Origin of the sequence: Anaerovibrio sp. JC8 (assembly GCF_002100115.1) — a bacterium.
GTDB lineage: Bacteria > Bacillota > Negativicutes > Selenomonadales > Selenomonadaceae > Anaerovibrio.
In genome coordinates, this window is sequence record NZ_ANBM01000009.1 from 59425 (window position 1) to 86004 (window position 26580).

Sequence of the window (26580 nt, forward strand, 5' to 3'; positions counted from 1 at the left end):
TGCAAATTACTAAAAAAGCCCCGTCCTGCAAAAGGACGAGGCAAATTTCCCGTGGTACCACCTTATTCAGCCCTGCTTCTGAGAGCCACTTAAGCTGCCATTATCGCTGGCTCACGGCAGAATTTCTATCCCTGGCAGGATATAATAGTCTGCAGCTCATGAATAGCTTTCCCCTTACGAATAATAGCAATTTTCACCGGCCATTGCCTCTCTGAATTATTCTGCAAGCGTACTTTTTCAATCATCGCCTTGGTAATTTAAAATTCTTTTGCATACTATAGCACATTGAATTTAATTTTGCAAGTGCTCTTATTTGATATTGTTTCTAATGGTGCAGAATTGTTTACTTCCTTTCGTTGCATTGAACTGAATATTTGAGTACAATTAAAAAGGACTATAATTCGTTGCTCGTAAAAGGAGTCGATTATTTTGGTACTTGGAAAAATCAAAGAAGTAAGTTCAGGCTTTACTAAGTTTCCAGAGGCCATAAGAAAAGCACTGTTTTTCCTGGCCGAACACAATTTCAATGAAATGAAAGACGGTACTTACCCTATTGATGGTAAAAACAGCTATGCAATTTTGCAGCGTTATACCACAAGGCTGCCAGAAAGTGGTAAGCCGGAGGCACACCGACAATATGTGGATATCCAGTACATGGTCCGTGGCCAGGAGGAGCTGGGCTGGTGCCCTCTGAATCCTGAGCTTATTGAGGTGGCCCCTTATGATATTGACAAAGATATAGTGTTTTATGAAAGGCTGGTACCCGGCAGCAGCGTAGTGCTGGATGAGGGGACCTTTGCCGTTCTTTATCCTGCTGACGTACATCGTCCTTGCGGTTCCTTAGATGGAAAACTCGCACCAGTTACCAAGGTGGTCGTAAAGATTGCCGTGGATTATATAAAGTGATGCTGTTTTTTATTAAGTTTTTGGAGGCATGATTGATGACTGTAAGAAGAATTTACGTGGAGAAGCGTCAGGGTTTCTATGATATCCCGGCTCAGCAGCTTTGCGATGACCTTATTGAGAGTTTTCGCCTGACTGACCTTAGAGCTGTGCGGTTGTTTAACCGCTACGATATCGAGGGCCTTAGTGATGAGGAATATGCTACAGTTAAATCTGTGGTATTTTCTGAGCCACCTGTGGATGTTGTGTATGAGGAGGAGCTTCCTGAATTTGCAAATTCCAGGATGTTTGCTGCCGAATACCTCCCTGGCCAGTATGACCAGACCGCAGACTCTGCCGCTCAATGCGTACAGCTTGTTACCCAGAAGGAACGCCCTGTTATTGCAACTGCAAGGGTTGTGGTCCTGGTTGGCGACATCGATAATGCTACCTTTGAGAAGATAAAGGACTATTATATTAATGCAGTGGAAAGCCGTGAGGCAAAGCTGGAAAAGCCTGATTCATTGGAGATGAAGGTGACTGCTCCTAAGGATGTGGAGGTCCTTAATGGTTTTACCTCAATGCTGGATGGTGAGCTTAAGCATTTCATGAGTAAGCGCGGCTTTGCCATGAGCTTTGAGGATTTGAAGTTCTGTCAGAATTATTTCCGTGATATTGAGCGTCGTGATCCTACCATTACGGAGATTCGGGTTATTGATACCTACTGGTCAGATCATTGCCGTCATACTACTTTTACCACTGCCATTGATTCAGTAGGAATTGAACAGGGATATTATACACCGGCTATTGCCCAGGCTTATCGTCAGTACCAGGAGGACAGAAATCTGGTATACAGTGACGAGGATAGGGATGTTACCCTTATGGACCTGGCTGTCATTGGCATGAAGGTTCTTAGAAAGCAGGGCAAGCTGGATGATTTGGATAAATCTGAGGAAATAAATGCCTGCAGTATTGTTGTTAATGCGGACATTGGCGGCCAGGATGAAGAGTGGCTGGTTATGTTTAAGAATGAGACCCATAACCATCCAACGGAAATTGAGCCATTTGGTGGTGCTGCAACCTGTCTTGGCGGTGCTATCCGTGACCCGCTTTCCGGCCGTTCCTATGTATATCAGGCTATGCGCGTAACAGGTGCTGCTGACCCTCGCCGTCCGGTTTCCGAGACCATTGAGGGCAAGCTGCCGCAGAAGAAGATTACCCAGGGCGCCGCTGCCGGCTACAGCTCCTATGGTAACCAGATTGGTCTGGCCACCGGGCAGGTAGCAGAGGTGTACCACGAGGGCTTTATGGCCAAGCGTATGGAGATTGGTGCCGTTATTGCTGCCGCTCCAAAGGTGAACGTGGTCCGTCAGGTCCCAAAGAAGGGTGACGTGGTTGTTCTGGTTGGCGGCCGTACCGGCCGTGATGGCTGCGGTGGTGCCACCGGTTCCTCCAAGGAGCATACAACTGAGTCCTTGACCACTGCCGGGGCAGAGGTTCAGAAGGGTAATCCTCCAACTGAGAGAAAGATTCAGCGGCTTTTCCGCATTCCTGTTGTAAGCAAGATGATTAAGCGGTGCAATGACTTTGGCGCCGGCGGTGTTTCTGTGGCTATCGGTGAGCTGACCGATGGTCTGGTAATTAATCTGGACTCCGTAAAGAAAAAATATGAAGGCCTTGACGGTACAGAGCTGGCTATCTCCGAATCCCAGGAGCGTATGGCTGTAGTTCTTGATGCCGGCAATGTGGACGATTTTATTAAATATGCCGATGAGGAAAATCTGGAGGCAACCGTTGTTGCCCTGGTTACTGACGACAGACGTCTGGTGATGAAATGGCGTGACAATGACATCGTTAATCTCAGCCGTGACTTCCTAGATACCAACGGCGTTAAGCAGCATATTGATGTTGAGGTGGCAGCCCCTGCCAAGGAGGACTGCTATTTCAAGAAGCTGCCTAAGAAAATTGAGGCCCTCGGTTCTGACATTGAGAAGGCATGGCTGGAAAACCTCAAGGATTTGAATGTGTGCAGCCAGAAGGGCCTGGCTGAGCGCTTTGATTCCTCCATTGGCGGTAATACAGTTCTCATGCCGTTTGGCGGCAAGCATCAGATGACTCCTACAGAGGGTATGGTGGCCAAGCTGCCGGTTATGGGGGCGGAAACTACTACAGCAACTGCCATGACCTTTGGTTATAACCCATACCTTATGGAATGGAGTCCATTCCATGGTGCCGTTTACGCAGTTGTTGAATCAGTTGCCAAAATGGTGGCTATGGGCGGCCGTGCTGATACTATCCGCATGACCTTCCAGGAGTACTTTGAAAGCCTGGGCCGGGATGCTGTTAAATGGGGCAAGCCGTTCAGTGCCCTTCTGGGAGCTCTTTGGGCACAGCATCAGTTTGAAATTCCTGCTATTGGCGGCAAGGATTCCATGTCCGGCACCTTTATGGATATGACTGTACCTCCAACCCTGACATCCTTCGCAGTGGATGTTATGAAGGCTGACAATGCGATTTCTCCGGAATTCAAGTATGTTGGCAACAAGGTTTACTATATTGAGTCCCCTCGTGACGAATATGAGATGCCTGACTTTACATATCTGAAAAAGGCATATGGCAAAATCAGCCAGCTGATTGCAGATAAAAAGGTATTTGCAGCTTCCAGTATCCGCATAGGCGGTGTGGCTGCAGCCATCACCAAAATGTGTCTTGGCAACAGCATCGGCTTTAAGTTTAAGGCCAATATGAAGAAGAAGGACCTCTTCAGCGCTGATTATGGTGCAATGATTTTGGAGGTTGCAGATAATTTTGATGTAAAGGAAGCTCTTAAGGGGCTTCACTATGTTGAGTTGGGTGAAACAACTGCCGTTACCAGTATTGTATGCGGTAATGCCGTTATTACCCTGCCTGAGGCACTGAAGGCTTATACCAATCCTTTGGAGAAGATATTCCCTACCAAAATTAAGCTGGATAAGAAGCCTGTTAACGAGTCATTGTATAAATCCGGCAACCGTATTATGAGAAAAATTGCAGTTGCCAAGCCAAAGATTTTCATTCCGGTGTTCCCGGGAACCAACTGTGAGTACGATTCTGCAAGAGCCTTTGAACGGGCCGGCGGTGATCCGCATACTCTGGTCATCCGCAACTTGACTCCGTCTGCTGTTGAGGAATCTGTTGAAGCTATTGTAAAGGGAATCAAGGAATCACAGATTGTCATGTTGCCTGGCGGCTTCAGTGGTGGTGACGAGCCGGACGGTTCCGGCAAGTTTATTGCGGCCATGTTCCGCAATCCGCGTATTAAAGATGCAGTACATGAGCTGCTTCAGAAGCGCGATGGCCTGATGCTGGGTATCTGCAATGGCTTCCAGGCACTGATTAAGCTGGGGCTGGTTCCTTATGGTGAGATTCGCGACCTTAAGGATAATTCTCCAACCCTTACCCATAACCAGATTGGACGCCATGTATCCTGCATGGTCCGCACCAAGGTGGTTTCCAACCTGTCTCCATGGTTCAATAATGTGAAGGTGGGAGATATCTTTACAATTCCGGTATCCCATGGTGAGGGCCGCTTTGTGGCCGACAAGGAGGTTGTGGCAAAGCTCCGTATTAACGGGCAGATTGCTACCCAGTATGTGGGCTCTACAGGTGCACCATCATCCGAGATACCGTTTAATCCAAATGGTTCTGTTAATGCTATTGAAGGTATCACCTCTCCGGATGGCCGTGTTCTTGGTAAAATGGGACATTCTGAGCGTATCGGCGAGGATGTGGCCAAAAATGTTCCGGGTAAGCAGGATCAGCTGCTCTTTGAGGCTGGAGTAGGGTATTACAGATAATATAACATAATAACTATATGCTTAAATTGTGCTTTCTGTTATCGGACTGAGATTTCAGAAAGCACTTTTTTACATTTTTTCACTTTATAAACACTATTTACAGGTGTTCAGAATAATTGTTCAAAAATTTTTTTAAAAATTTTCAAAATAAAGAAGGATTTTGTCTTATTATGGCGAAATATACACGCGAGGAAAAAGTTAATAGGCTTGGGTGTGTTCCAAATGTCAGTAATGACAAAGGAAACCACCTGTCTGCTGCTTCCAGTGATATGAGTTTGGCCGCCCTACCCAAAGAGAGGATTCTTTTATGTGCTGCCGGACCGAAGGAGAAAAGGTCTTTTATGGCATAGCACCCGCGATGGTTGGCACCATATTGCTGGGGTAACATTTTTGATTCGGGTATCATACAGTTGCTTTGCAGAAGAGACAGACCCTTGCCCCCAATTAACTTTACCTTTAAGAGGGCTGATAAATCAGGGGATTTGATCAGCTGCCGTATTTTAAGTTTTAGAGGGGGATTTTTTAAAATGGCAAAGAAGTATGTAATGGCGTTAGACGCAGGTACCACTAGTAACAGAGCTATCATCTTTGATGAGAACTCCAAGATTGTAGGTGTTTCTCAGAAAGAGTTCACTCAGATATTCCCACAGCCAGGTTGGGTTGAGCATGATGCAGATGAGATTTGGAGCACCATGACTACTGTTATGAAAGAAGCTCTGGAGCAGAGTGGCCTCGCAGCTAGCGACATCGCAGCTATCGGTATCACCAACCAGCGTGAGACTTCTGTTGTTTGGGATAAGAACACTGGTCGTCCAGTATACAATGCAATTGTATGGCAGTCCCGTCAGACAGCTGATATCGCAGATGGCTTGAAGAAGAAGGGCCTCACTGAGGAGTTCAAGACCAAGACTGGTTTGACTATCGATGCATATTTCTCTGGTACCAAGATTACTTGGATTTTTGAGAATGTTCCAGGCACCCGTGAGCGTGCTGAGAAGGGCGAGCTGCTCTTCGGTACCATCGATACTTGGCTCATCTGGAAGCTGACCGGTGGTAAGGCTCATGTAACTGATTATTCCAACGCTTCCCGTACTTTGATGTACAACATCAAGGAACTGAAGTGGGATGATGCACTTCTCGGATATCTCGGCGTTCCTAAGTGCATGCTTCCAGAGGTTCGTCCATCCTCTGGTGTATATGGTGAGGCTGTTCCTTCCATTCTGGGTGCTGCTATTCCTGTTGCAGGTGCTGCAGGTGACCAGCAGGCTGCTCTCTTTGGTCAGAACTGCTTCGAGCCAGGTATGGCTAAGAACACCTATGGTACTGGCTGCTTCATGCTGATGAACACTGGTACTGATATCTATGATTCCAAGAACGGTCTGGTAACCACTATCGCTTGGGGCCTCGATGGCAAGGTTGAGTATGCTCTCGAGGGTTCCATCTTCGTAGCAGGTTCCGCTATTCAGTGGCTGCGTGACGGCGTTCGCATGGTAGATTCCGCTCCAGATTCCGAGTGGGTTGCCAAGAAGGTTCGTGACACTGCTGGTGTATATCTCGTTCCTGCATTTGTAGGTCTTGGTGCTCCATACTGGGATCAGAATGCTCGTGGTATGATCATCGGTATTACCCGTGGTACCACCAAGGCACATATCGTTCGTGCAACTCTGGAGTCTCTTGCATATCAGACCAGAGACGTTCTGGGTGCAATGGAAGCAGATTCCAACATTAAGCTGGCTTCCCTGAAGGTTGACGGTGGCGCTGTTGCCAACAACCTGATGATGCAGTTCCAGGCTGATATCCTCGGCGTTCCAGTAGATCGTCCTCAGATCATTGAGACTACTGCTCTTGGTGCAGCTTACCTGGCAGGTCTTGCTGTAGGCGTTTGGAGCAACAAGGAAGAACTGAAGACTGCTTGGAAGTTGGATGTTCGCTTCGAGCCAGTTATGGATAAGTCCGAAGCTGATAAGCTCTACAAGGGCTGGCAGAAGGCTGTTAAGCACTCCATGCACTGGTTGGATGAAGACTAATCGAAAAAGATTAGCTTCATAAATCAAATTGTTCGTTTATTTTTAAGAATTCAATTTCCGGTACCGGCCCCCTTGGGGGGCTGGTGCTGGATATGAATTACAGCAATTATTTTTACTATTTTAATGAAAGAGGGATAAGAAAATGGATAATCTGTTAGGCGAGTTCGTCGGTACTGCGGTTCTGATGGTATTTGGTTGCGGCGTTAACGCAAACATGACTCTGGCTAAGAGCTATGGTCGTGGCGGTGGCTGGATTTGCACAACCACTGGATGGTGTTTTGCAGTAGTAATGGGTGTTTATGCATCTGTTGCTCTTGGTGCTCCTCAGGCTGATATCAACCCTTCCGTAACTATCGCCAAGACTTTGGCTGGTGTTTACACTTGGGATCAGTTTGCAGCTACTTCTATCGTTCAGATCCTCGGCGGTATCGTTGGTGCGATCATTGTTTACCTTGCATATCTCCCACATTGGGCAGAGACTGAAGGCAGCAAGCTTGGTGTATTCTCCACTGGTAACGCTTGCGGTAACCAGATGACTGCATTCCTCACCGAGTTCATCGCTACTTTCTTCCTGATGTTCGGTATTTGGTGCATCTTCTCCAAGGGTGTAACCGGTTCTGTAGGTTTCGCTCCTGGTTTCGGTCCTTACCTCGTAGGCTGCCTGATCTGGGCTCTTGGTCTTTCCCTTGGTGGTCCTACCGGTTATGCAATGAACGCAGCTCGTGACCTTGGTCCAAGAATTGCACATGCAATTCTTCCTATTCCTGACAAGGGTGACGGCAACTGGGGCTATGCTTGGATTCCAGTAGTTGCTCCTCTTTGCGGTGGTGTTGCAGCTTATGTAGTATGCAGCGCTTTTGGTCTGCTTGGCTAATCTTGCTGACTTAAGTTAATTAAACATCCCCACTTGTGATTTCATGGGTGGGGATGCTTTTGTTAAATAGGGGTCTTAGTTTTTATTAACTTTTCAGGAGGGATTTTTGTGAAGAAGCTTATTAACGAAGTGGTAAATGTTGAAGAAGAAATGATTCTTGGTCTGGTTAAATCTGCACCAGATAAGCTCCGCAAATTGGATTGCGGCACTGTTGTAGTAAGAGCCAACAAGAAAGAGGGTAAGGTTGCTCTCGTTTCCGGTGGTGGTAGCGGTCATGAGCCTGCACATGGCGGTTATGTCGGGGAAGGCATGCTGGATGGTGCAGTAGCTGGTGCGGTATTTACCTCTCCAACTCCAGACCAGATTTTTGAAGCTATTAAGGCAGTTGCTACTGATAAGGGCGTTCTCTGTATCGTAAAGAACTACACCGGCGATATCATGAACTTTGAGATGGCTATCGACATGGCCAAGGATGAGGGCATCAAGGCTGATTATGTAGTAGTAAACGATGACGTAGCCGTTAAGGATTCCCTGTACACTACTGGCCGTCGTGGCGTAGCCGGTACTATTCTGGTTCACAAGATTGCCGGTGCATTGGCTGAGAAGGGTGCAAGCCTGGAAGAGGTTAAGGCTATGGCTGAGAAGGTTATTGCCAATGTTCGTACCATGGGTATGGCTATTACTGCCTGCACCATGCCTGCTGCTGGCAAGCCTGGTTTTGAGCTGGCTGACAACGAGATGGAAATCGGTATCGGTATCCATGGTGAGCCAGGTACTTCCCGTGAGGCTTTGAAGCCTGCCAATGCAATTGCAGAAGAGCTGCTGAACAAGATTACTGACGATATTGATTTCGTTGGCAAGGAAGTTGCAGTTATCGTAAACGGCATGGGTGGTACTCCACTGATGGAGCTCTACATTGTAAACAACTTCGTTCATGATTATCTGGACAAGAAGGGCGTTAAGATTTATGATACTATGGTAGGAAACTATATGACCTCCATTGAGATGGCTGGTTTCTCCATTACTCTGCTTCGTCTGGATGATGAACTGAAGTCCTTGTATGATGCAAAGGCAGATACTCCAGCTCTGAAGCGTTAATATCCTGAGGGGAGCTGTTTAAAACGATTACTAATTCACAGATGATTGATATCTTGAAGGCTATTGCTGCCAAGATTGATGAAGAAAAGGATTACCTGACCGAGCTCGACAATGAGATTGCGGATGGTGATCACGGCGTGAACATGGCAAAAGGATTTGACGCAGTAGTGGCAAAGCTGGATGCTATGGACGGCAAGGATATCGGAAGTCTTCTTAAGACTACTGGCATGACACTGGTTTCCACTGTTGGTGGTTCTGCAGGTCCGTTATATGGTACTGCCTTCATGAAGGCTGGTGCCAAGCTGGCTGGCAAGAACGAGATGGACAGTAATGACCTGGTTGAGGCTATGGAGGCTGCCATTGGCGGTATTCAGATGCGTGGCAAGGCTACTACCGGTGAAAAGACCATGCTGGATGCCCTGTGTCCTGCTTATGATGCTTTGAAGGCAGGTGTTGAGGCTGGCGATGATATGAAGGCAGCTTTGACCAAGGCTGTTAAGGCAGCTGAGGATGGTGTGGAGTATACCAAGACCATCAAGGCTACCAAGGGCCGGGCAAGCTATATCGGTGACCGCAGTATCGGTCATCAGGATCCTGGCGCTACCTCAGCATTCTATATGCTGGAGACCCTGTTGGCAAACATCTGATATTTAAGTTAATGTAAGGCCAGGCTTAGGGTTGCTTCTAAGTCTGGCCTTTCTATATTAAGGAGATTTTATATATGGTTGGTGTAGTTATTGTATCCCACAGCCAGACACTGGCTGAGGGTGTTGTTGAATTGGCAAAGCTTATGGCTTCCGATGCAAAGATTGTGGCAGCAGGTGGTCTTGATGATGGCACTCCTGGTACCAGCTTCGAGAAAATTTACAATGCTGTTGAGGAAGTATATTCTGATGACGGTGTGGCAGTGCTTATGGACATGGGCAGTGCCGTAATGACGACTGAAATGGTTATTGAAGCCATGGAAGGCCGCAAGATTGTCATGCTGGACGGCCCTGTTGTTGAGGGCGGTGTAGTGGTAGCTCTGGAAGCATCCCTGGGCACTCCTTTGGAGGAGCTTCAGGAAAAGGTTGACGAGGCCAGAGATACTAAAAAATTGGATAATTGATTGCAGAGCTGCGGAGATGATATAAGGTGTCATTTATCCGCAGTTTTTCTTTTTGTATGGATTTATTGGTCAAATGGTCATATAAGTAAAAATAAATTTTACTTCTTAAACAAAAATAAACAAAATAAGTGGCTAAAAAAATTAGCAAATAGATGATTTGAAATTGTTAAAATATTCCTTTTTGTTTACAAAATATGCTATAATGAAGTAGTCGGGAGGGGTATAAATTGAAGCTTAGAGGAAGTTTATGTCTGTTGCTGGCAGCCTTTATTTGGGGCATCACTTTTGTGGCCCAGCTGGTAGGAATGGACAATATCGGCCCCTTCACCTATGGTTTTGCCCGTTATGTGGTGGGCGTTGCGGCCATATTGGTTATTTGGTATGGCTTCAGAGGCAAACGCCGTGATGCAAAGGAAAATGGTGAGTATTATTCCGGATGGAAGGCCGGCATGGGCGCCGGTTTACTGATGTTTATAGCATCAGCCTTTCAGCAATGCGCCTTGCAGTATACCACAGCCGGCAAAACAGCATTTATAACATGTTTATATATCATTTTTGTCCCCATTATTTCAGTTATGGTAGGAAAACTGCTGAAGCTGGAGAATTGGATTGGTGCCATTGCCGCACTCATTGGTCTTTATTGCCTGTCCATTAAAGGGGATTTTGATTTAAATTACGGAGATGTCCTTGCCTTTATCTGTTCAGTGTTTTGGTCATTTCATATTATGTATATTGACCGTTTTGCAGATAAAAAGGATAACATAGATATATCAGCATCCCAGCTGGTGGTGTGTGCTGTACTTAACGGTATAGTGGCCTTTGCCCTAGAGAATGTGGTGTGGCAGGATATTGTGGCCGCCTGGTTCCCAATAGTTTTTGCCGGCGCTATGTCCTCCGGCATAGCCTTTACCCTGCAGATAGTGGGACAAAAATACGCTGAACCTTCCCATGCAGCTATTATAATGAGTTTGGAGTCTGTATTTGGTGCTGTGGGGGGCTGGGTTGTTCTTAATGAGCAGATGTCCTCTATGGAAGTATTTGGCTGCATGATGATGCTTATGGGAATGCTCATTACCCAGGGCAGCGTTATTCTTAGAAATCATTCTTTTAAAATATAGAGTAGTATAGAAGAAAAATGGGTTCTTTTACACTATGGGGAGGATTGTATGTATGACTGAGTCTAATTCTTCAATAAGAGGAGCAGTTGTTACAATAAAAATTGTCGGTGTCGGTGGTGGCGGAAACAATGTATTGGCTCGTCTTGCCGAGGATGGTATGGACAAGAACCAGCTTGTGGCTGTTAATACCGATGTGCGCCAGCTCAGAATCCTTGATGCAGCAGGTATTCCCGCAGTGCTTATAGGTGCCAATCTGACCAGAGGACGTGGTACAGGCGGCGATCCTGAAAAGGGACAGCAGGCAGCTATTTCTGATGCTGATCAGATCGCTGAAGCAATTCAGGGTGCAGATCTGGTTTTCATTACCGCAGGCATGGGCAAGGGCGTAGGTACCGGTGCAGCACCGGTGGTTGCCAAGATTGCCCACGATATGGGGATCCTCACTGTAGGTATGGTTACATTGCCGTTTTCCCATGAGGGCAGCCGCAAGATGGAGGTTGCCCGGGATGGCGTGAAGCTTTTACGGGAGCACATGGATGCCCTGGTAGAGGTTAAAAATGACAATATTCAGCGTTTGCCTGAATTCAGACAGAAGTCTGTGGGTGAGTCATTCAGCATGGTGGATGATGTACTCCGTCAATCCATCAGCAGTATTGTGGAGATGATTCAGACCACAGGTGTTATTAATGTTGATTTTGCTGATGTCACCACTATTTTTAAGAGTGGTGAGAATTGTGATGCCGTAATGGGTATGGGGGAAGGCTCCAACGCCCTGGATGCGGTTCAGACTGCCATCAGCAGCCCGCTTATCGAAACATCCATCAAGGGGGCCCGGGGACTTATTGTAAATCTTACAGGCAGCAAGAGCCTGCCGCTTCATGATGTAAGGGAAGCAAATGAATTCCTGTATGATAATACCCATCCTGATGTGGAGAATATCATCGGCCTGGTTGTTGATGACACAATGGGAGACAGGGTAAGAGCCACTGTTATTGCCACTAATTTTGACCCGGCAGTGCTTGCTGACAAGAACAGCATGGTGAAGCCTATCCAGTTTGGCAAGGTGGAAAAGCCTAATCCGGTTCAGCCGCTTTATGTGGACAAGAAGCCTGAGCCTCAGCCTGATGCCGAGGGGAATACAGCAGGCAGTGATGGTCCGGAGCTTATTGGCTTTATGAAGCGTCCTGCGCACATGGGCGGTCCAAGTATAAATACAATAAAAACAGAAAAGAAAGATTAATATATATTTATGGAAACTCGTTTTGGAAGAACAGAGCTGCTTCTGGGTGAAGCGGCTCTGGAGAAGATGTCCGGTAGCCGTGTAGTTATTTTTGGTGTTGGTGGTGTTGGTTCATATACCGTTGAAGCCTTGGCCAGATGCGGTATCGGGCATTTTTTGCTTATAGATAATGATGTAGTCAGCGTAAGCAATATCAACAGGCAGCTACATGCCCTTACCAGTACGGTGGGACAGTACAAGACCAGGCTTATGGCTGAACGCATAAAGGAGATTAATCCAAAGGCGGTGGTAGATACTATTGAGGAGTTTTATCTGCCTGATAACAGGGATAAATTCCTCAAGGGGAAGATTGATTACATTGTGGATGCCATAGACACAGTGACTGCCAAGATCGATTTGGCAGTGCAGGCTGATCAAAGAGGGATTCCGATTATTAGCAGCATGGGAGCTGGAAATAAGCTGAATCCGGCGGAGTTTGAGGTTTCAGACATATATAAGACCAGCGTGTGTCCATTGGCGAGAGTGATGCGTCAGAAGCTGAAAAAGCTGGGAGTCAGAAGGCTTAAGGTGGTGTATTCCAAGGAAGAGCCAATTAAGCCGAAGGAAAGGCCTGGGGAGACAGGTGATTCCTCTATGAATGCATCAAAGAAGGCTGTACCAGGCAGCGTGTCGTTTGTTCCTTCAGTTGCCGGCCTTATCGTAGCCAGTGAGGTAGTGAAGGATCTGTGTAGTGGGCTGATTGAACGGTAGAATTGGCCCGGGTTTTGGTTATTTCTGTGTATACATTATAATTTAACAGTTTTGTTATATCTACTATGACAATATAATAATATTATGATATAATATTATTTGTTGTATACCAAAACTTTTTAAGGGGTTTTGAGGTGTAAATGTATAAGGAGGAATAAGAAATGAAACTGTTTGGCAAACTTTCTCTGTTAAGCATCATGCTGGTGACCATTATTGCACTGGTTGCAGGTTGCGGCGGTGATGGCGGTAAGAAATTCCTGAACATTGCTACTGGTGGTACTGCTGGTACCTATTATCCAATCGGTGGCGCAATGTCTGAAATCCTGAACAACGAGATTAAGGGCATGAACGCAAGCGCTCAGAGTACCGGTGCAACTGTAGCAAACATCAACATGCTGAAAGAGGGTCAGGTGGATCTGGCTATCGTTCAGAATGATATTACTTACTATGCCGCTAACGGCACAGAGATGTTCGAGGGCAAGAAGGTAGAGAACATTAAGGGTATTGCAACTCTGTATCCTGAGACCTGCCAGATTGTAACTCTCGATGGTAAGGGTATTAAGTCTATTGCCGATCTGAAGGGCAAGCGCGTAGCTGTAGGTGCTATGGGTAGTGGTGCTGAGGCAAATGCACGTCAGATTTTGGCAGCTTATGGTATTACCTATGATGATATTGATGAGCAGTTCCTTTCCTTCAGTGAGGCTGCAAGTGCATTAAAGGACGGCAACGTTGACGCTGCATTCCTTACTGCTGGTTATCCTACCGCTGCTGTACAGGATATCGCTTCCCAGAACAAGGTACGTCTGCTTCCTGTAGAGGCTGCAAAGGCTGACGCTTTGATTGCCAAGTATCCATTCTATACCAAGGTTACTATCCCAGCTGGTACTTATGGCATGACTGAGCCTGTAGAGGCTATCTCCGTTATGGCTATGCTTGTATGCTCCAATAAGGTTGATGACTCTCTTGGTTATGAGATCACCAAGGCTCTCTTCACTCACCTTGACCGCATCCAGGCAGCACATGCTGCAGCAAAGGCTATTACCAAGGAAGGCGCTGTTAAGGGTATGCCTATTCCTATGAATGCCGGTGCTGAGAAGTTCTTTAAAGAGTAAGAGAATATAAAAGCTATGGGAGCTGTTGCAAAAGTCATTCTTCAGCTCCCTTTTTTTAGAAATGACGAAAAAAATTATTGCTTCGTGTATACTGGTGCTTGGCCTGCTGTGGGCCGGCTGGTGGTCTACCAGGCCAATGCTCAGTATATATGGTAATGAAAACAAACAAGTTGTGGCTATGTCAGTCACGCCAGAAACCAAACTGGAAATAAGCTTTATACATTCGGTACAGAAGACCTTAGTGGAGGAATTTCTCACCCCTGATGAGAAATTAAAGGGCTTTGTACTTAATTCCACCAAATATCATTCTTTTGGTGTGGGATTACCTTTTATGGAATCGGATGGTGTGTTCCGACAGGAGGGAAACGCCTTTATAATGGATGATATGAACCGTCACTTCAATGAATTGAACCTGCGTACTGGAGTGGGTACTAAGCTGACGGTTACGGTTGATGATCAGAAATTTGAGCTTTATGAAATGTTTGAGCCTGGTCAAAAAATAGATATTACTATTGTACCCAGATATAAAACCTTTTTAAGGTAACGGTAAGAAGGAGGGACTATACAGCTATGGCAGAAGAAAAAGACGAAAAAGAGCTGGCCGCCGAAGTGCTGAAAAAGTACGATAAAGAGTCAGACACTATGCTGTATACGGGGGTTATGGCCAAAATTGTATCGGCCATTGCAATTACGTTTTCAGTATTCCAGCTATATACCGCTATCTTTGGCGTATTGGATGCTCAGCTCCAAAGAGCTGTCCATTTGGGCTTCGCCTTGGCGTTGTCATATTTGCTTTATCCTACCCTGAGATCCTGGTCCAGGACCAAGGTGCATCCCATTGATGTGGTGCTGGCCATACTAGGTGCCGCGGCACCGGCCTATATCTGTATCATGTACCGTGAGCTGGCCATGCGTGCCGGTATGGTAACCCCTACAGATATGATAATCGGTGTTATCGGCCTGTTGCTGGTAGTTGAAGCAACCCGACGTGTAGTTGGTATTCCAATGGTTGTGGTTGTGCTTGTATTTTTGACCTATGCTTTTGCAGGGCCTTATATGCCGGGTGTTCTTGCTCACAGAGGATTGTCCGTTGAACAGCTGGTAGGTCATTTGTATTTTACTACTGAGGGTATTTTCGGTATTCCGTTGGGAGTATCATCCACCTTCATTTTCCTGTTTATTTTGTTTGGTGCCTACCTGGAATCCACAGGCCTTGGCAAGTTCTTTATTGATATTGCCAACGCTATTGCTGGTTGGGCCAGTGGTGGTCCGGCCAAGGTAGCAGTACTGTCCAGTGCTCTTATGGGTACTGTATCAGGAAGCTCTGTTGCCAATGTAGCCGGTACTGGTAGCTTCACCATTCCAATGATGAAGAAATTGGGTTATCGTAAGGAATTTGCCGGTGCCGTTGAGGCAGCTTCCTCCACCGGTGGTCAGCTGATGCCACCGGTAATGGGTGCGGCAGCCTTCCTTATGGCAGAGTTTGTTGGTGTTCCGTATATCGATATTGTAGCGGCAGCCGTAATTCCGGCTATTCTCTACTTTACCGGCTTGTGGCTGGGGGTTCATCTGGAGGCTAAGCGTAACGATCTGAAGGGTGTTCCTCGTGATCAGCTGCCAAAGGCCTGGGTAATCTTCAAGGAGCGGGGCCACTTGGCCATTCCATTGGTAGTTATCGTTTATCTGCTGGTAACCGGTTATACTCCAATGCGTGCAGCCCTGGTAGCCATCGTGCTTTCCATTGTTGCTTCTGCTCTTAGAAAATCTACCCGCATGAAGCCAATCGAAATCATCAAGGGCCTGGAGGCAGGTGCCCGTAATGTTCTGGGCGTAGTTATCGCATGTGCTTCCGCCGGTATTATTATCGGTGTTGTAACCAAGACCGGTATCGGCCTTAAGCTGGCTTCCGGTCTGCTGGCATTGTCCGGAGGCAATTTGCTTCTGACCATGTTCTTCACCATGATAACTTCCATTATTTTGGGCATGGGTGTTCCTACCACAGCCAACTACGTTATTACATCCACCATTGCAGCTCCGGCTCTGGTACAGATGGGCGTGCCTGTACTGGCGGCTCACATGTTTGTGTTCTACTTCGGTATAATTGCCGACGTAACACCACCGGTAGCCCTGGCGGCATACGCGGCTTCGGGTATCAGTGGCGGTAAACCGCTGATGACAGGTGTAAACGCGTCGAAGCTGGCCATAGGAGCCTTTATCATACCGTACATATTCGTAATGTCGCCGATGATACTGATGATAAACGCCACGGCCTTTGGTCTGGTGTTCTCCACAGTTACGGCAATACTGGGAATGGTAGGTGTAAGCTCTGCCATGATTGGCTATCTGGCCGATCACAGCAAGCCTATTGAGCGGGTTATCCTCTTTGTAGGTGGTATTATGATGATTATTCCTGGTATCGAAACCGATATTCCTGGTATGATTATCCTGATGGCAATCCTGCTGCTGCAGAGAAAACGCCACAAGAGCCGGGAAGCCGCTGAGGCATAAATGTAGTTATTTCAAGAAGCATTCTGGTTACTTTTTATGGGTAATCGGGATGCTTCTTTTTGTTAAAATGATTGAATTAAAGGGTAAATTTGTATATCATTGTAGATAAGAAGCTAGTATCAACGATTGGGGGATGAGTGATACCGATGAATAAGCGTACTAATATCCCGCAAGGCTCTGTTCTCAGGCGAATATCCTTATTTTTCAAAATGATTCAGCGAACAACGGATGACTATTATTTTGCCACTGACCTGGAGGAGAACCTGGTCATGGTGTCGGCAAGTATGGTTAATGATTTCGAGCTGCCCGGTGAATGCTTCTATGATATGGATAAGTATTGGGCACCCCTGATTCATCCGGATGATTTGGACGGATTTTATGAGTCAAAGAAGATGCCTGAATCAAGGAAAACCAATATTGGTCATGATTATGAATATCGGATAAGAAACAGAAAGGGCGATTATGTATGGGTGCGCTGCCGTGGGCAGTATGCCTTTGACACCCGTACTGATAAGCCTTTCTTATTTTTGGGCTGTATAAGGAAATTGGCCCAGCGTAATCATGCTGATGAGCTTACGGGACTTTTGAACAAGTATCAGTTTGAACATGCTGTCAAGGTAGCCTTGAACCGATATCGCGTGGATGGAATCGGCGGGGCATTGATGGTATTCGGAATCGACAATTTTAAGATTGTCAATGAAACCTATAACCGGCACTATGGTGATGAGGTGCTGAAGCTGGCGTCACGGATGATTTCTGATGTTTTGCCGGCAGGAGTCATGCTGTATAAAATGGACGGTGACGAATTCGCACTGGTTATACAGGATGTGGATACGGAAAAGGTGGAGGATATTTACGGAAGTATCCAGAAGAGCTTTGCCCGTCCTCATAATATTGACGGCAAGCAGTTCTTCTGCACCATTTCCTGTGGTACAGTCCTGTTTCCCCAGGCTGGCAAGGATTATCTGGTGCTCCATAAGCATGCCGAGGCGGCTTTGGATTTGGCCAAGAAGGATGGCAAGAACAAGAACTGTATTTTCTCCAAGGAGAATTACAATCGCTGGATAAGGTCCCTGAGCATGCGGGATGATTTGCGTGTCAGCATTGAGCGGGGCTGTGAGGGTTTCTCCCTGTTCTATCAGCCTCAGGTCAGCGCCCAGGAAAATAAGATTATTGGGGCGGAGGCGTTGCTCCGCTGGCGCAATCCTAAGGGACGCATGGTGTCTCCAATGGAGTTTATCCGCATCCTGGAGGAAACCAAGATGATTATTCCTGTGGGGCACTGGATTTTTGAAACTGCCGTCAAGCAGTGCAAGGAATGGCAGAAGATTAATCCAGGCATGAGCATCAGTATAAATCTGTCCTACGAGCAGATTAAGGATGCTTCCTTCAAGGATTTTGTGATGGATTGCTTGAAGCGTTATGAGATAGCACCTGAACAGATTGTGCTGGAGCTTACGGAATCCACCATCGTATCTGACTGGAGCAATATTAATCGCCAGTTCGACGATTTCAGAAAGCTGGGCATCAGGATTGCCATGGATGATTTTGGCACTGGCTATTCCTCCCTGGCGTATCTTAAGAATCTGTCCTGCGATATCGTAAAGATTGACCGGGCCTTTGTTACCCACATAACGGAGAAGGATAATGCCTTTGACCGCCGTCTGGTGGGAGTTACTGTGGATTTGTGCCACAGTGTCAATATCAAGTGTTGTATAGAGGGTGTGGAAACCGAGGAGGAATATGCTCTCCTTAGGGATATTTGCCATGCTGACTCCATTCAGGGCTATCTCTTTGGTCGTCCTGAGTCACCGGAAAACTTTGAAGCAAAGTATTTCAATGGTGAGTCTGTCAGTGAGGGATAACATACCTGCGTAAAGTTTTTGTTTTAGGAGTTTTTATGCCAAGAGATAAAGAGAATATGCCGGAGATTACCCTGCTGGGCAATCAGAATACTAAATATGGTTTTGAATATGACCCGGGGGTGCTGGAAACCTTTGACAACAAGCATCCGGACAATGATTACTGGGTAAAGTTCAACTGTCCGGAGTTTACCAGCCTGTGTCCTATTACGGGGCAGCCGGATTTTGCTACAATTTACATTTCCTATGTACCGGATATCAAGATGGTGGAAAGCAAATCCCTTAAGCTGTACTTGTTCAGCTTCCGCAACCATGGTGATTTTCATGAGGATGTGGTCAACATTATAAAAAAGGATCTGATAAAGCTCATGAATCCCAAGTACATAGAGGTGTGGGGAAAGTTCCTGCCAAGAGGCGGCATTTCCATCGACCCTTATACCAATTATGGACGTCCGGGAACCAAGTTTGAGGAGCTGGCCTGGCATAGATTCCAGCAGCATGATTTAGCCTTTATGGACAAGGTGGATAATCGCTGATTTAGATGAATAAGTTTTTTGACTCCTGCAATTATTTTGCAGGAGTTTTATTTTGCGGAAAAATATAAATGCATTCATTGAAATTTATTGAATAAATTAATAAAAGTGATTATAATTTAAAGAAGAAAGCAGGTGAAGTGATGGTAATGTTTAAAAAATCAATGCTGGTACTGGCAGTTATTTTATTAATTACGGCGGCAATGACCTATTGGCAGGCAGAGGAGGACAATGCTCCTGAAATGGTACCGGCCAGTGAACAGTTTACAGCCCATAATGGGGCAGAGCAGTATGCTGTGTATGTCTGTGGGGCAGTCAAAAATCCGGGGGTGGTATTACTTAGCCCCAACAGCCGTGTAGGCGAGGCCGTCAACAGCTGCGGTGGTCTGCTTCCCAATGCCAATGCGGAGAGCATAAATATGGCGGAGGGCATAAAGGACGGCATGCAGATTACGGTGAAGGCCAGGGCGGCTGTGCCGGCTGCTGGAATCGCAGCAACGGGGACAGCAGAAGGTACTGGAGATAAAATAAATATCAATACAGCCGGGGCAGAGGAGCTGACCAAAATTCCCGGTATTGGCAAGACCATGGCTCAGCGGATACTTGATTATCGTACCCAGAATGGTCCTTTTACCGCGGTGGAGGAATTAAAGAAAATCAAGGGGATAGGAAAATCCAAATATGAGAAAATGGCACCCAGAATAACCATCTAGGTGCAGTGGCGGAGAACAGGGAAAAATGGTAGGAATCGTGAACGGGAAGGAAGGACAGTTTCCAAAGGCGTTTATAAATTTGCTGTTGGCCTTATTGGTAACAGGAATATTGCTGGGACGATACTTTAATTGTCAGCCGGTAAATTATGGCATTTGGTGCGGTGTGCTGGTTCTTTTTGGTTTGGTCAGTATAGTTCTGGTGTATCAGAAAAATAAATGTTCATGGCTGGCAATAGCCGGAATGATATTGCTGTTGGGTCTGGTACGTTATTTCGGGGCCATGAATATGGGGCCCTTGGATATTGAAAACTGGGTTGAACAGGAAATAACAGTGACCGGGGAATTGGTTGGAGCACCAGTAATCCGGTTGGATAATGAGGGGAAGCGGCACATAAAATATGTGGTAAATTGTCAGCAGTTAAAAGTTGGGGGAGAAAGCTCCGATACCCACGGAAAAATAGTTTTATATGCCAGGGATACCTCCTATGATGACCATAAGGGCCATTTATTGGGCGTTGAGGGGGACGAAGTATTTGGCCGCTCCGGAGATAGCATCACGGTCAGGGGTAGGCTGAGAAAACTCCATGATTATCAGAATCCCGGTCGCATGGATATGGTAATGTCACAGAGGGCCCAAGGCATCCATGGGCAAATGGCGGCGGGGAAATACAGTATAGAGTTAAGTCTTCAGGATAAGGATGTGTTGGGCAGGTTAGCTGATAGAATCCGGACATTGTATAGCAAAAAGATGGAGGCGGTAATGCCGAAGGAGGACAGCAGTGCTATTTTTGCCATGCTGTTTGGCGGCTATGGAGGAATTAGGCCGGAGCTGCTGGAGGCCTTTGCCGTAACGGGGTTGATTCATATTTTGTCCGTATCCGGCTCCCACATTACTTTAATGGCGGGGACGGCCAATGTTTTTGGCAAGGTGCTGGGCTTATCCGGAGCCATGACAGCCGGGCTGGCAACACTGATTATTGGGGTATACAGTCTGTTGGCAGGCTTTACCACACCGGTTATCCGCTCAGCCATTATGGGAATATTGACAATTTTGGCCCTGACCATGGGTCGGGAAAAGGATGCCCAGCATATTTTGAGCATTACGGCCTTGGGCATATTGCTGGTGTGGCCCTTGTCCCTCTTTGATATATCCTTTCAGCTGTCCTTCGGGGCCACGGCCGGGCTGCTGTATCTGTCACCCAAAATCAGAAAACAGTTGGGCAGGAAAATGCCCCGATTCATGGCTGGCAGTCTGGCGGTAACCATGGGTGCCCAGCTGGCAGTGCTGCCATTTTTGGTATGGTACTTTAATGTGGTTTCCATAAGCTCCTTACTGGCCAATATTTTGGTGGAGCCTATAGTGGAGCTCATTATTGTCATAAGCCTGATGGCTGGAATAGTGGTTGGTCTGTTGCCGGTGGTGGGAAAGCTGATTTTTATTGGTGCCAGCCTGCTGCTGGGAGCTGCCTACGAGCTGTCCAGGGGAATTGCCAGGCTTCCGGCCAGCCAGGTCTATGTGCCAACCATGAATTATGGGTTTTGGCTGCTGTATTACGGAGTACTGGGGCTGTATATTGCGCCCTCCGAAAAACGGCAAAAGCTTTTTGGGATGTTTAAGGAACGTATCCGAAAGCCTGGAAAAAGGAAAGGTATAATCGCAGGGCTGGTAATGCTGCTTGTGATTGGCGGGATAGTTTATGATCGTTATCCAAGGGAGCTGCAGGTTCATTTCATTGATACCTTAATACCTAGTTTGATACAAAGAAAATCCCCTCAGAGTCGCTATAGTGGAGCTGAGGGGATTTTTTAGTTGGGGGTGGAGTCTTATCAGACGTAAGCCCCCCCTATTGGTAATAGCAGGTGCATACTAAAGTAACGATAATATTAGATTACCAGTGAGTGATTATATCCATGTTAGAGTGTGTGAAAGTTTTTCTGTAAATGAGATATCCTAAGATAATTACGAGCTGAATTGTGGTTAAATATCCATTGTTCAGCTCGCTTTGACTATATATAATTCCGTGAATTTCGTCAAGAGTTATGTTAGAATGAATGCATATTATATTTCAACATAAACGAATAAAGGGTAAAAATCTATGAAAGAAGAATGCATTATCTGCAAGGCTCCGTTGGAATATCTTGAAAGAGACGAAATGATGGAGTGTGCCTTGTGTCACAAGAAAGAATTAAGCAAGACCAGATGCGTCAATGGCCATTATGTGTGTAATGAATGCCATATGAAGGGATTGGATGCTGTTATTGGCATATGCCTTAGTGAAGAGAGCAAAAATCCAGTAGAGATTATAAGAAGAATGATGGCGGAGCCCTTTTGCCATATGCACGGGCCTGAGCATCATGTAATGGTTGGCGCGGCATTATTGACGGCATATCGTAACGCAGGCGGGGATGTTGATCTATCGGATGCCTTGACGGAGATGATGAAAAGAGGACAGAGCGTCCCTGGTGGTGTATGTGGATTCTGGGGTGCCTGCGGAGCTGGCCTTAGTACCGGAATGTTCATTTCGATCATTTCAAAGGCTACTCCTCTTGCCGGCAAGCCTTGGGGACTGTCCAACAAGATGACATCAAAGTCGCTTGATTCCATTGGAAGCATAGATGGCCCGAGATGTTGCAAAAGAGATTCGTATTTAGCCATTCTGACGGCTATTGATTTTGTTAAAGGAAACTTTGGTATTGAAATGGAAAGACCTGAGATTAAGTGTATCCATTACGAACAGAACAACCAATGCATCGGAAGCAGATGTCCGTTCAGATGATTAGAATGATGTAAATGTTTTGAATTCCGGGATATATGACTAAGACAAATCGGAATTTGATAATAGAGGTATTGGTATGAAAGTATTTATTGTATATTGTCATCCTTCAAAAGATAGTTTTACGAATGATATATATAAATCTTTTGAACGAGGTTTAAGAGATGCTGGTCATGAGATTATTATATCTGATTTATATGATATGAATTTTAAAACGGATATAAGTGAAGAAGAATATTTACGAGAAACCTATTACAGAGCTGATGGAATAAAATCAAAAGATGTCTTGATTGAACAGGAAAAAATACAGAACAGTGATGCAATTGTGTTTATATATCCTGTATTTTGGACAGAAGCACCCGCAAAGCTTGTGGGTTGGTTTGATCGGATTTGGACAACAGGATTTGCTTATAAGCCAGATCCTACTATGAAGGTTCTTGAAAAAGCATTATTTATAGTTTGTGCAGGAAAATCAATGGAATCTCTCATTGAAACAGGGGAAAAGAGTGCTATGGAAACAGTAATGTTGGGAGATAGAATTCGTAATAGAGCAAAAGAGAAAGAAATGGTTATTTTTGATAGTATGACGCATTGGAATGAAGAAGCACGAAGTGAGAATATTGCTCGACATCTTTCCAAGGCGTATGAAATGGGTATAAAATTTTGAGACACTCAAAACTTCAAGTTTGTCAGGATGGTGAATTGCTCCCGTTTTTATCCAATATAACCCTCCAAAAATGGAGGGTCGTTCAACCTTCCTGAGAAATGTTCTTGAAAGATGGGAAATATGGCGTTTGTAGAGATGATGGCACTTCTATGAAGGAAGAATAGGTGAAGATTCACCAGATTCTGAGATAATAAGATAAGAGATATGGTTAGACGATTAGAGAGAAACGAATTGAATAATGCGCTTCCATTGATTTGGAACGTGTTCTGTGAATATGAAGCAGTCAACTATCCCAAATCCGGAGAGCAGGCATTCTGGAATGCGATACATTCCGAAGAGTATCTCGATATGTTGACTGCTTATGGCGCATTTGACGGGGGCAGGCTGATCGGAATCATTGCGACCAGAAATGCAGGGAGTCACATTGCGCTGTTCTTCGTTGACGGGAAGCATCACAGGCAGGGCATTGGCCGAAGTCTTTGGAATAAGGTTCTTGCTGAAACAGAAGCAGATGTGATTACGGTCAATTCATCTTTATTCGCACAGGAAATCTATCGAAGCCTTGGATTCATAGAGACAGATGACGTTCAAACCGAGGACGGTATCAAGTATGTACCAATGTGTTATAAAAGATAAATTCCAGGTTGTCGTGCCGATGTGTTAGCGCGTTATCTCGGAAGATAATCGCACTAAGGCTCTCTGGCTCTGTCCATAAGAACAGAGTCAGAGAGATTTTTTATTATTCAGGAAGTCTTCCTTCATACATGATTTGAAGTTCACCATAGACCTTACCCCAGTTTCGGATCGGCATGGTCCATTTTTTTGTGGCTTCAAATGTTGAAAGGTATAGCGCTTTTAAAAGGGCCTGATCACTTGGAAATACACTCCGCTGACGGTTGAGCTTACGGTATGTAGCATTCAGGGATTCAATGCTGTTTGTAGTATAAATCAGAGTTCTCACATCGGCTGAGAATGAGATGCCCAAGATGATATATGCAGACAGTTTTCTGATGATACCATTATCCCTTACGGAATAGTGGATGGCATCAATGAAAATGGGATAAGGGAGAAGATGCCTGGATACATGACAAATTTAGGAAATAAAGAGGACAGCGCCAAGCGTTATATTAGTACCAATAAAGCCCACTTATCGGAAGGTATAAAAATTCATCCCCCGGAAACAGCATCACTGCTGCTTTCGGGGGATTTGGCATTTTTAGGGAAATTTTGGAATTAGGAGGTGGGGTGAATAGGGTATACAGAAAAATGAGATAATATGTTCTTTTTGATGGGTATAAAAAATGCCATAATTGTATTGCGTTATATGTTAATAATAGTATACTAAAATAGAAATAAAGAATAACATATATTCATATATAAAGTCAGACTGTATCGGGGGAATTTTTGTGGCTAGAGCAGCTAAACCAAAAAAAGTAGTTAGCATGGAGGAAGCACTGTGGAAATCGGCTGATAAACTAAGGGGCTCAGTTGAACCAGCTGAATATAAGCATGTTGTTTTGAGTCTTATATTTTTAAAGTATGCCAGTGACCGTTTTGAAGAGCAACGTTCCAAAATTATCGCTGATGGTAGAGAGAAATTCATTGAAGTAAAGGCATTTTACACGAAAGATAATGTTTTTTATTTGACCCCAGAATCTCGTTGGTCATATATTATGGAAAATGCCAAGCAGGACAACATAGCTCTGCTAATTGATACTGCATTATCCACCATAGAAAAAAATAATGAGCAGTTGCGAGGAGCATTGCCGGACAATTACTATTCACGTTTGAATTTGGATACTACCAAACTGGCATCTCTTCTGGATGTCATTGATAGTATAGAAATGACTGCAGATAAAGAACAGGATATCATCGGTAGAGTATATGAATATTTTCTAAGTAAGTTTGCTCTTAAAGAAGGCAAAGGTAAGGGAGAATTCTACACCCCAAAAAGCATAGTAAATCTTATAGCTGAAATGTTGGAGCCTTATTCCGGTATTTTATATGACCCTTGTTGTGGATCTGGTGGTATGTTTGTTCAGTCCATAAAATTCGTAGAGGCGCATTCGGGAAATCAGAAAAATGTATCCGTATACGGCCAGGAGCTTACCGGAACAACTTATAAGCTTGCTAAAATGAATCTGGCTATCCGAGGGATTTCTGCAAATTTGGGAGAGCAGGCGGCAGATACCTTTATGAATGACCAGCACAAAGATTTAAAAGCAGACTTTATAATGGCCAATCCACCATTTAATCAGAAGGATTGGCGGGCTGCTGATGAACTCACAGATGACCCTAGATGGGAAGGATATGATGTCCCATCAACGGGAAATGCAAATTATGGCTGGATATTAAATATTGTCTCTAAACTGTCGGAGAATGGTACCGCGGGTTTTTTGCTTGCCAATGGTGCGCTTTCAGATAGTGGAACAGAGTATTCTATCCGTAAGCGTTTGATTGAGAATAATATCGTGGAGGCAATACTTATTTTGCCTAGAAACTTGTTTTATACCACAGATATTAGCGTTACTCTATGGGTATTGAATAAGAATAAGAAGGCCAGAACTGTACAGAAGAATGATAAGACTGTGCATTATAGAAATCGTGAGCGTGAAATACTCTTTATGGATTTGCGCCAGATGGGCAGTCCATATGAGAAGAAGTATATAGAACTTACTCCAGAGGATAGACAAAAGGTTACGGATGTATTCCATGCTTGGCAGCAAGAGGGATATGAGGAGACCTATGAAAATATCCCTGAGTTTTGCTATAGTGCTTCTTTTGATGAAATAGCTGAAAAGGATTACACTCTTGTGCCAAGTCGCTATATAGAGTTCGTAAACCGGGATGAAACCATCGATTTCGATACAAAGATGAAATCATTGCAGAGCGAATTACAAGAGCTGCTGAAGCAGGAAGAAGAATCCAAGGCAGATTTACTGGGTGTATTTAAGGAATTGGGTTATGAAATCAAATTATAAAACAATTGATGAATTGGTTGAGCGTGTAGACGAGCGTAATTCTAGTGGATTTGCTCGCTTGCTTGGTGTAAGTATTAATAAGTGCTTTATCCCATCAGTGGCGAATACTATAGGGACCGATTTATCAAAATACAAGGTTATTAAAAAAAATGAATTTGCTGCAAGTTTAATGCAGGTGAGTCGTGATGAAAGAATACCTATAGCTTGTCTGACTGAATATGATGAGGCAATAATGTCTCCGGCATACTCAATTTTTAGAGTCAAGGATACAAAAGAGATTTTGCCAGATTACCTCAATATGTGGTTTAAAAGATCAGAGTTTGATAGAGAGTGTTCTTTTATTGCTGTTGGTGGTGTGCGTGGCAGTATGCCATGGGAGGAATTTGCAAGAATAAAGGTTTTAGTACCAGAAATAGATGAGCAGAAACGTTTGGTTCGTAATTATAAAGTAATCTCTGATAGAATTGCACTAAAACAAAAGATAAATGATAATTTAG

23 protein-coding genes, 1 pseudogene and 1 other annotated feature are annotated in these 26580 nt (G+C 45.1%); of the genes and pseudogenes, 23 read left to right on the plus strand and 1 reads right to left on the minus strand.

Annotation, left to right across the window (positions count from 1 at the left end):
* Positions 1-28: 28 nt before the first annotated feature.
* Positions 29-254: a binding site (T-box leader), on the minus strand.
* 175 nt (positions 255-429) lie between these two features.
* The 20 genes from D081_RS09725 to D081_RS09825 all read left to right on the plus strand — a co-directional run bounded on the left by D081_RS09725 (position 430) and on the right by D081_RS09825 (position 23738).
* Positions 430-906 carry a YhcH/YjgK/YiaL family protein gene (locus tag D081_RS09725; RefSeq protein ID WP_085023981.1) on the plus strand — a complete coding sequence of 159 codons (477 nt, stop codon included), beginning with the start codon at positions 430-432 and terminating at the stop codon, positions 904-906.
* Positions 907-941: 35 nt separating this feature from the next.
* Entirely contained in the window at positions 942-4718 is a 3777-nt protein-coding gene (locus D081_RS09730; RefSeq protein ID WP_085023982.1) for a phosphoribosylformylglycinamidine synthase, read from the plus strand.
* Positions 4719-5245: 527 nt separating this feature from the next.
* The gene (gene glpK, locus D081_RS09740) at positions 5246-6745 is read left to right on the plus strand and encodes a glycerol kinase GlpK (RefSeq protein WP_085023984.1); all 1500 of its coding nucleotides are present in this window, start codon (positions 5246-5248) and stop codon (positions 6743-6745) included.
* 142 nt (positions 6746-6887) lie between these two features.
* Positions 6888-7619, plus strand: a complete 732-nt coding sequence (locus D081_RS09745) for an MIP/aquaporin family protein (protein ID WP_085023985.1) — start codon at positions 6888-6890, stop codon at positions 7617-7619.
* A gap of 108 nt (positions 7620-7727) precedes the next feature.
* A complete protein-coding gene (dhaK, locus tag D081_RS09750) occupies positions 7728-8717 on the plus strand; it encodes a dihydroxyacetone kinase subunit DhaK (RefSeq protein ID WP_085023986.1) in 990 nt (329 codons plus the stop codon).
* 41 nt (positions 8718-8758) lie between these two features.
* Positions 8759-9364, plus strand: coding sequence for a dihydroxyacetone kinase subunit DhaL (dhaL, locus tag D081_RS09755; RefSeq protein WP_085023987.1), 606 nt, complete (start codon positions 8759-8761; stop codon positions 9362-9364).
* A 74-nt stretch (positions 9365-9438) separates the two neighbouring features.
* Positions 9439-9825 (plus strand): dihydroxyacetone kinase phosphoryl donor subunit DhaM, encoded by a 387-nt coding sequence (dhaM, locus tag D081_RS09760; protein ID WP_027397271.1) that lies wholly within the window; start codon positions 9439-9441, stop codon positions 9823-9825.
* A 227-nt stretch (positions 9826-10052) separates the two neighbouring features.
* Positions 10053-10943 carry a DMT family transporter gene (locus D081_RS09765; RefSeq protein WP_085023988.1) on the plus strand — a complete coding sequence of 297 codons (891 nt, stop codon included), beginning with the start codon at positions 10053-10055 and terminating at the stop codon, positions 10941-10943.
* A gap of 52 nt (positions 10944-10995) precedes the next feature.
* On the plus strand, positions 10996-12183 hold the full coding sequence (gene ftsZ / locus D081_RS09770; protein WP_158087628.1) for a cell division protein FtsZ: 1188 nt from the start codon (positions 10996-10998) through the stop codon (positions 12181-12183).
* Between the two features lie 9 nt (positions 12184-12192).
* The gene (locus D081_RS09775) at positions 12193-12933 is read left to right on the plus strand and encodes a ThiF family adenylyltransferase (RefSeq protein ID WP_085023990.1); all 741 of its coding nucleotides are present in this window, start codon (positions 12193-12195) and stop codon (positions 12931-12933) included.
* Positions 12934-13094: 161 nt separating this feature from the next.
* A complete protein-coding gene (locus D081_RS09780; RefSeq protein WP_085023991.1) occupies positions 13095-14045 on the plus strand; it encodes a TAXI family TRAP transporter solute-binding subunit in 951 nt (316 codons plus the stop codon).
* Positions 14046-14070: 25 nt separating this feature from the next.
* Complete coding sequence (locus D081_RS09785; protein ID WP_085023992.1) at positions 14071-14589, plus strand: DUF1850 domain-containing protein; 519 nt, start codon at positions 14071-14073, stop codon at positions 14587-14589.
* Positions 14590-14615: 26 nt separating this feature from the next.
* On the plus strand, positions 14616-16553 hold the full coding sequence (locus tag D081_RS09790) for a TRAP transporter permease (protein WP_085023993.1): 1938 nt from the start codon (positions 14616-14618) through the stop codon (positions 16551-16553).
* Between the two features lie 146 nt (positions 16554-16699).
* Positions 16700-18418 (plus strand): GGDEF and EAL domain-containing protein, encoded by a 1719-nt coding sequence (locus D081_RS09795; RefSeq protein WP_085023994.1) that lies wholly within the window; start codon positions 16700-16702, stop codon positions 18416-18418.
* Positions 18419-18453: 35 nt separating this feature from the next.
* Complete coding sequence (gene queF, locus D081_RS09800; protein ID WP_085023995.1) at positions 18454-18951, plus strand: preQ(1) synthase; 498 nt, start codon at positions 18454-18456, stop codon at positions 18949-18951.
* A 146-nt stretch (positions 18952-19097) separates the two neighbouring features.
* Positions 19098-19661 carry a ComEA family DNA-binding protein gene (locus D081_RS09805; RefSeq protein WP_158087630.1) on the plus strand — a complete coding sequence of 188 codons (564 nt, stop codon included), beginning with the start codon at positions 19098-19100 and terminating at the stop codon, positions 19659-19661.
* Positions 19662-19686: 25 nt separating this feature from the next.
* Entirely contained in the window at positions 19687-21471 is a 1785-nt protein-coding gene (locus D081_RS09810; protein WP_085023997.1) for a ComEC/Rec2 family competence protein, read from the plus strand.
* 286 nt (positions 21472-21757) lie between these two features.
* Entirely contained in the window at positions 21758-22438 is a 681-nt protein-coding gene (locus tag D081_RS09815; protein ID WP_085023998.1) for a DUF5714 domain-containing protein, read from the plus strand.
* Between the two features lie 76 nt (positions 22439-22514).
* The gene (locus D081_RS09820; RefSeq protein ID WP_085023999.1) at positions 22515-23102 is read left to right on the plus strand and encodes an NAD(P)H-dependent oxidoreductase; all 588 of its coding nucleotides are present in this window, start codon (positions 22515-22517) and stop codon (positions 23100-23102) included.
* Between the two features lie 231 nt (positions 23103-23333).
* Entirely contained in the window at positions 23334-23738 is a 405-nt protein-coding gene (locus tag D081_RS09825; RefSeq protein ID WP_198941985.1) for a GNAT family N-acetyltransferase, read from the plus strand.
* A gap of 103 nt (positions 23739-23841) precedes the next feature.
* Here D081_RS09825 and D081_RS09830 read toward each other — a convergent pair.
* Positions 23842-24075 (minus strand): annotated as a pseudogene (locus D081_RS09830) (transposase); the annotation flags it as partial.
* A gap of 111 nt (positions 24076-24186) precedes the next feature.
* Between D081_RS09830 and D081_RS12680 the strand changes: the two are divergent.
* The 3 genes from D081_RS12680 to D081_RS09840 form a co-directional block, all read left to right on the plus strand.
* Positions 24187-24339, plus strand: coding sequence for a hypothetical protein (locus tag D081_RS12680; RefSeq protein ID WP_158087631.1), 153 nt, complete (start codon positions 24187-24189; stop codon positions 24337-24339).
* Between the two features lie 169 nt (positions 24340-24508).
* Positions 24509-26083 carry a class I SAM-dependent DNA methyltransferase gene (locus tag D081_RS09835; RefSeq protein ID WP_085024002.1) on the plus strand — a complete coding sequence of 525 codons (1575 nt, stop codon included), beginning with the start codon at positions 24509-24511 and terminating at the stop codon, positions 26081-26083.
* A partial coding sequence (locus D081_RS09840; RefSeq protein WP_085024003.1) for a restriction endonuclease subunit S occupies positions 26067-26580 on the plus strand: 514 nt, incomplete at its 3' end. The genes D081_RS09835 and D081_RS09840, both read left to right, overlap by 17 nt.

Coding starts and splice junctions, on each gene's coding strand:
- dhaL (WP_085023987.1), top strand. CDS start 8,759: ATGATTGATATCTTGAAGGCTATTGCTGCCAAGATTGATGAAGAAAAG.
- D081_RS09815 (WP_085023998.1), top strand. CDS start 21,758: ATGAAAGAAGAATGCATTATCTGCAAGGCTCCGTTGGAATATCTTGAA.
- D081_RS09820 (WP_085023999.1), top strand. CDS start 22,515: ATGAAAGTATTTATTGTATATTGTCATCCTTCAAAAGATAGTTTTACG.
- queF (WP_085023995.1), top strand. CDS start 18,454: ATGCCAAGAGATAAAGAGAATATGCCGGAGATTACCCTGCTGGGCAAT.
- D081_RS09745 (WP_085023985.1), top strand. CDS start 6,888: ATGGATAATCTGTTAGGCGAGTTCGTCGGTACTGCGGTTCTGATGGTA.
- D081_RS09795 (WP_085023994.1), top strand. CDS start 16,700: ATGAATAAGCGTACTAATATCCCGCAAGGCTCTGTTCTCAGGCGAATA.
- ftsZ (WP_158087628.1), top strand. CDS start 10,996: ATGACTGAGTCTAATTCTTCAATAAGAGGAGCAGTTGTTACAATAAAA.
- D081_RS09790 (WP_085023993.1), top strand. CDS start 14,616: ATGGCAGAAGAAAAAGACGAAAAAGAGCTGGCCGCCGAAGTGCTGAAA.
- D081_RS09780 (WP_085023991.1), top strand. CDS start 13,095: ATGAAACTGTTTGGCAAACTTTCTCTGTTAAGCATCATGCTGGTGACC.
- D081_RS09810 (WP_085023997.1), top strand. CDS start 19,687: ATGGTAGGAATCGTGAACGGGAAGGAAGGACAGTTTCCAAAGGCGTTT.
- D081_RS09730 (WP_085023982.1), top strand. CDS start 942: ATGACTGTAAGAAGAATTTACGTGGAGAAGCGTCAGGGTTTCTATGAT.
- D081_RS09805 (WP_158087630.1), top strand. CDS start 19,098: ATGTTTAAAAAATCAATGCTGGTACTGGCAGTTATTTTATTAATTACG.
- D081_RS12680 (WP_158087631.1), top strand. CDS start 24,187: ATGACAAATTTAGGAAATAAAGAGGACAGCGCCAAGCGTTATATTAGT.
- D081_RS09775 (WP_085023990.1), top strand. CDS start 12,193: ATGGAAACTCGTTTTGGAAGAACAGAGCTGCTTCTGGGTGAAGCGGCT.
- dhaM (WP_027397271.1), top strand. CDS start 9,439: ATGGTTGGTGTAGTTATTGTATCCCACAGCCAGACACTGGCTGAGGGT.
- glpK (WP_085023984.1), top strand. CDS start 5,246: ATGGCAAAGAAGTATGTAATGGCGTTAGACGCAGGTACCACTAGTAAC.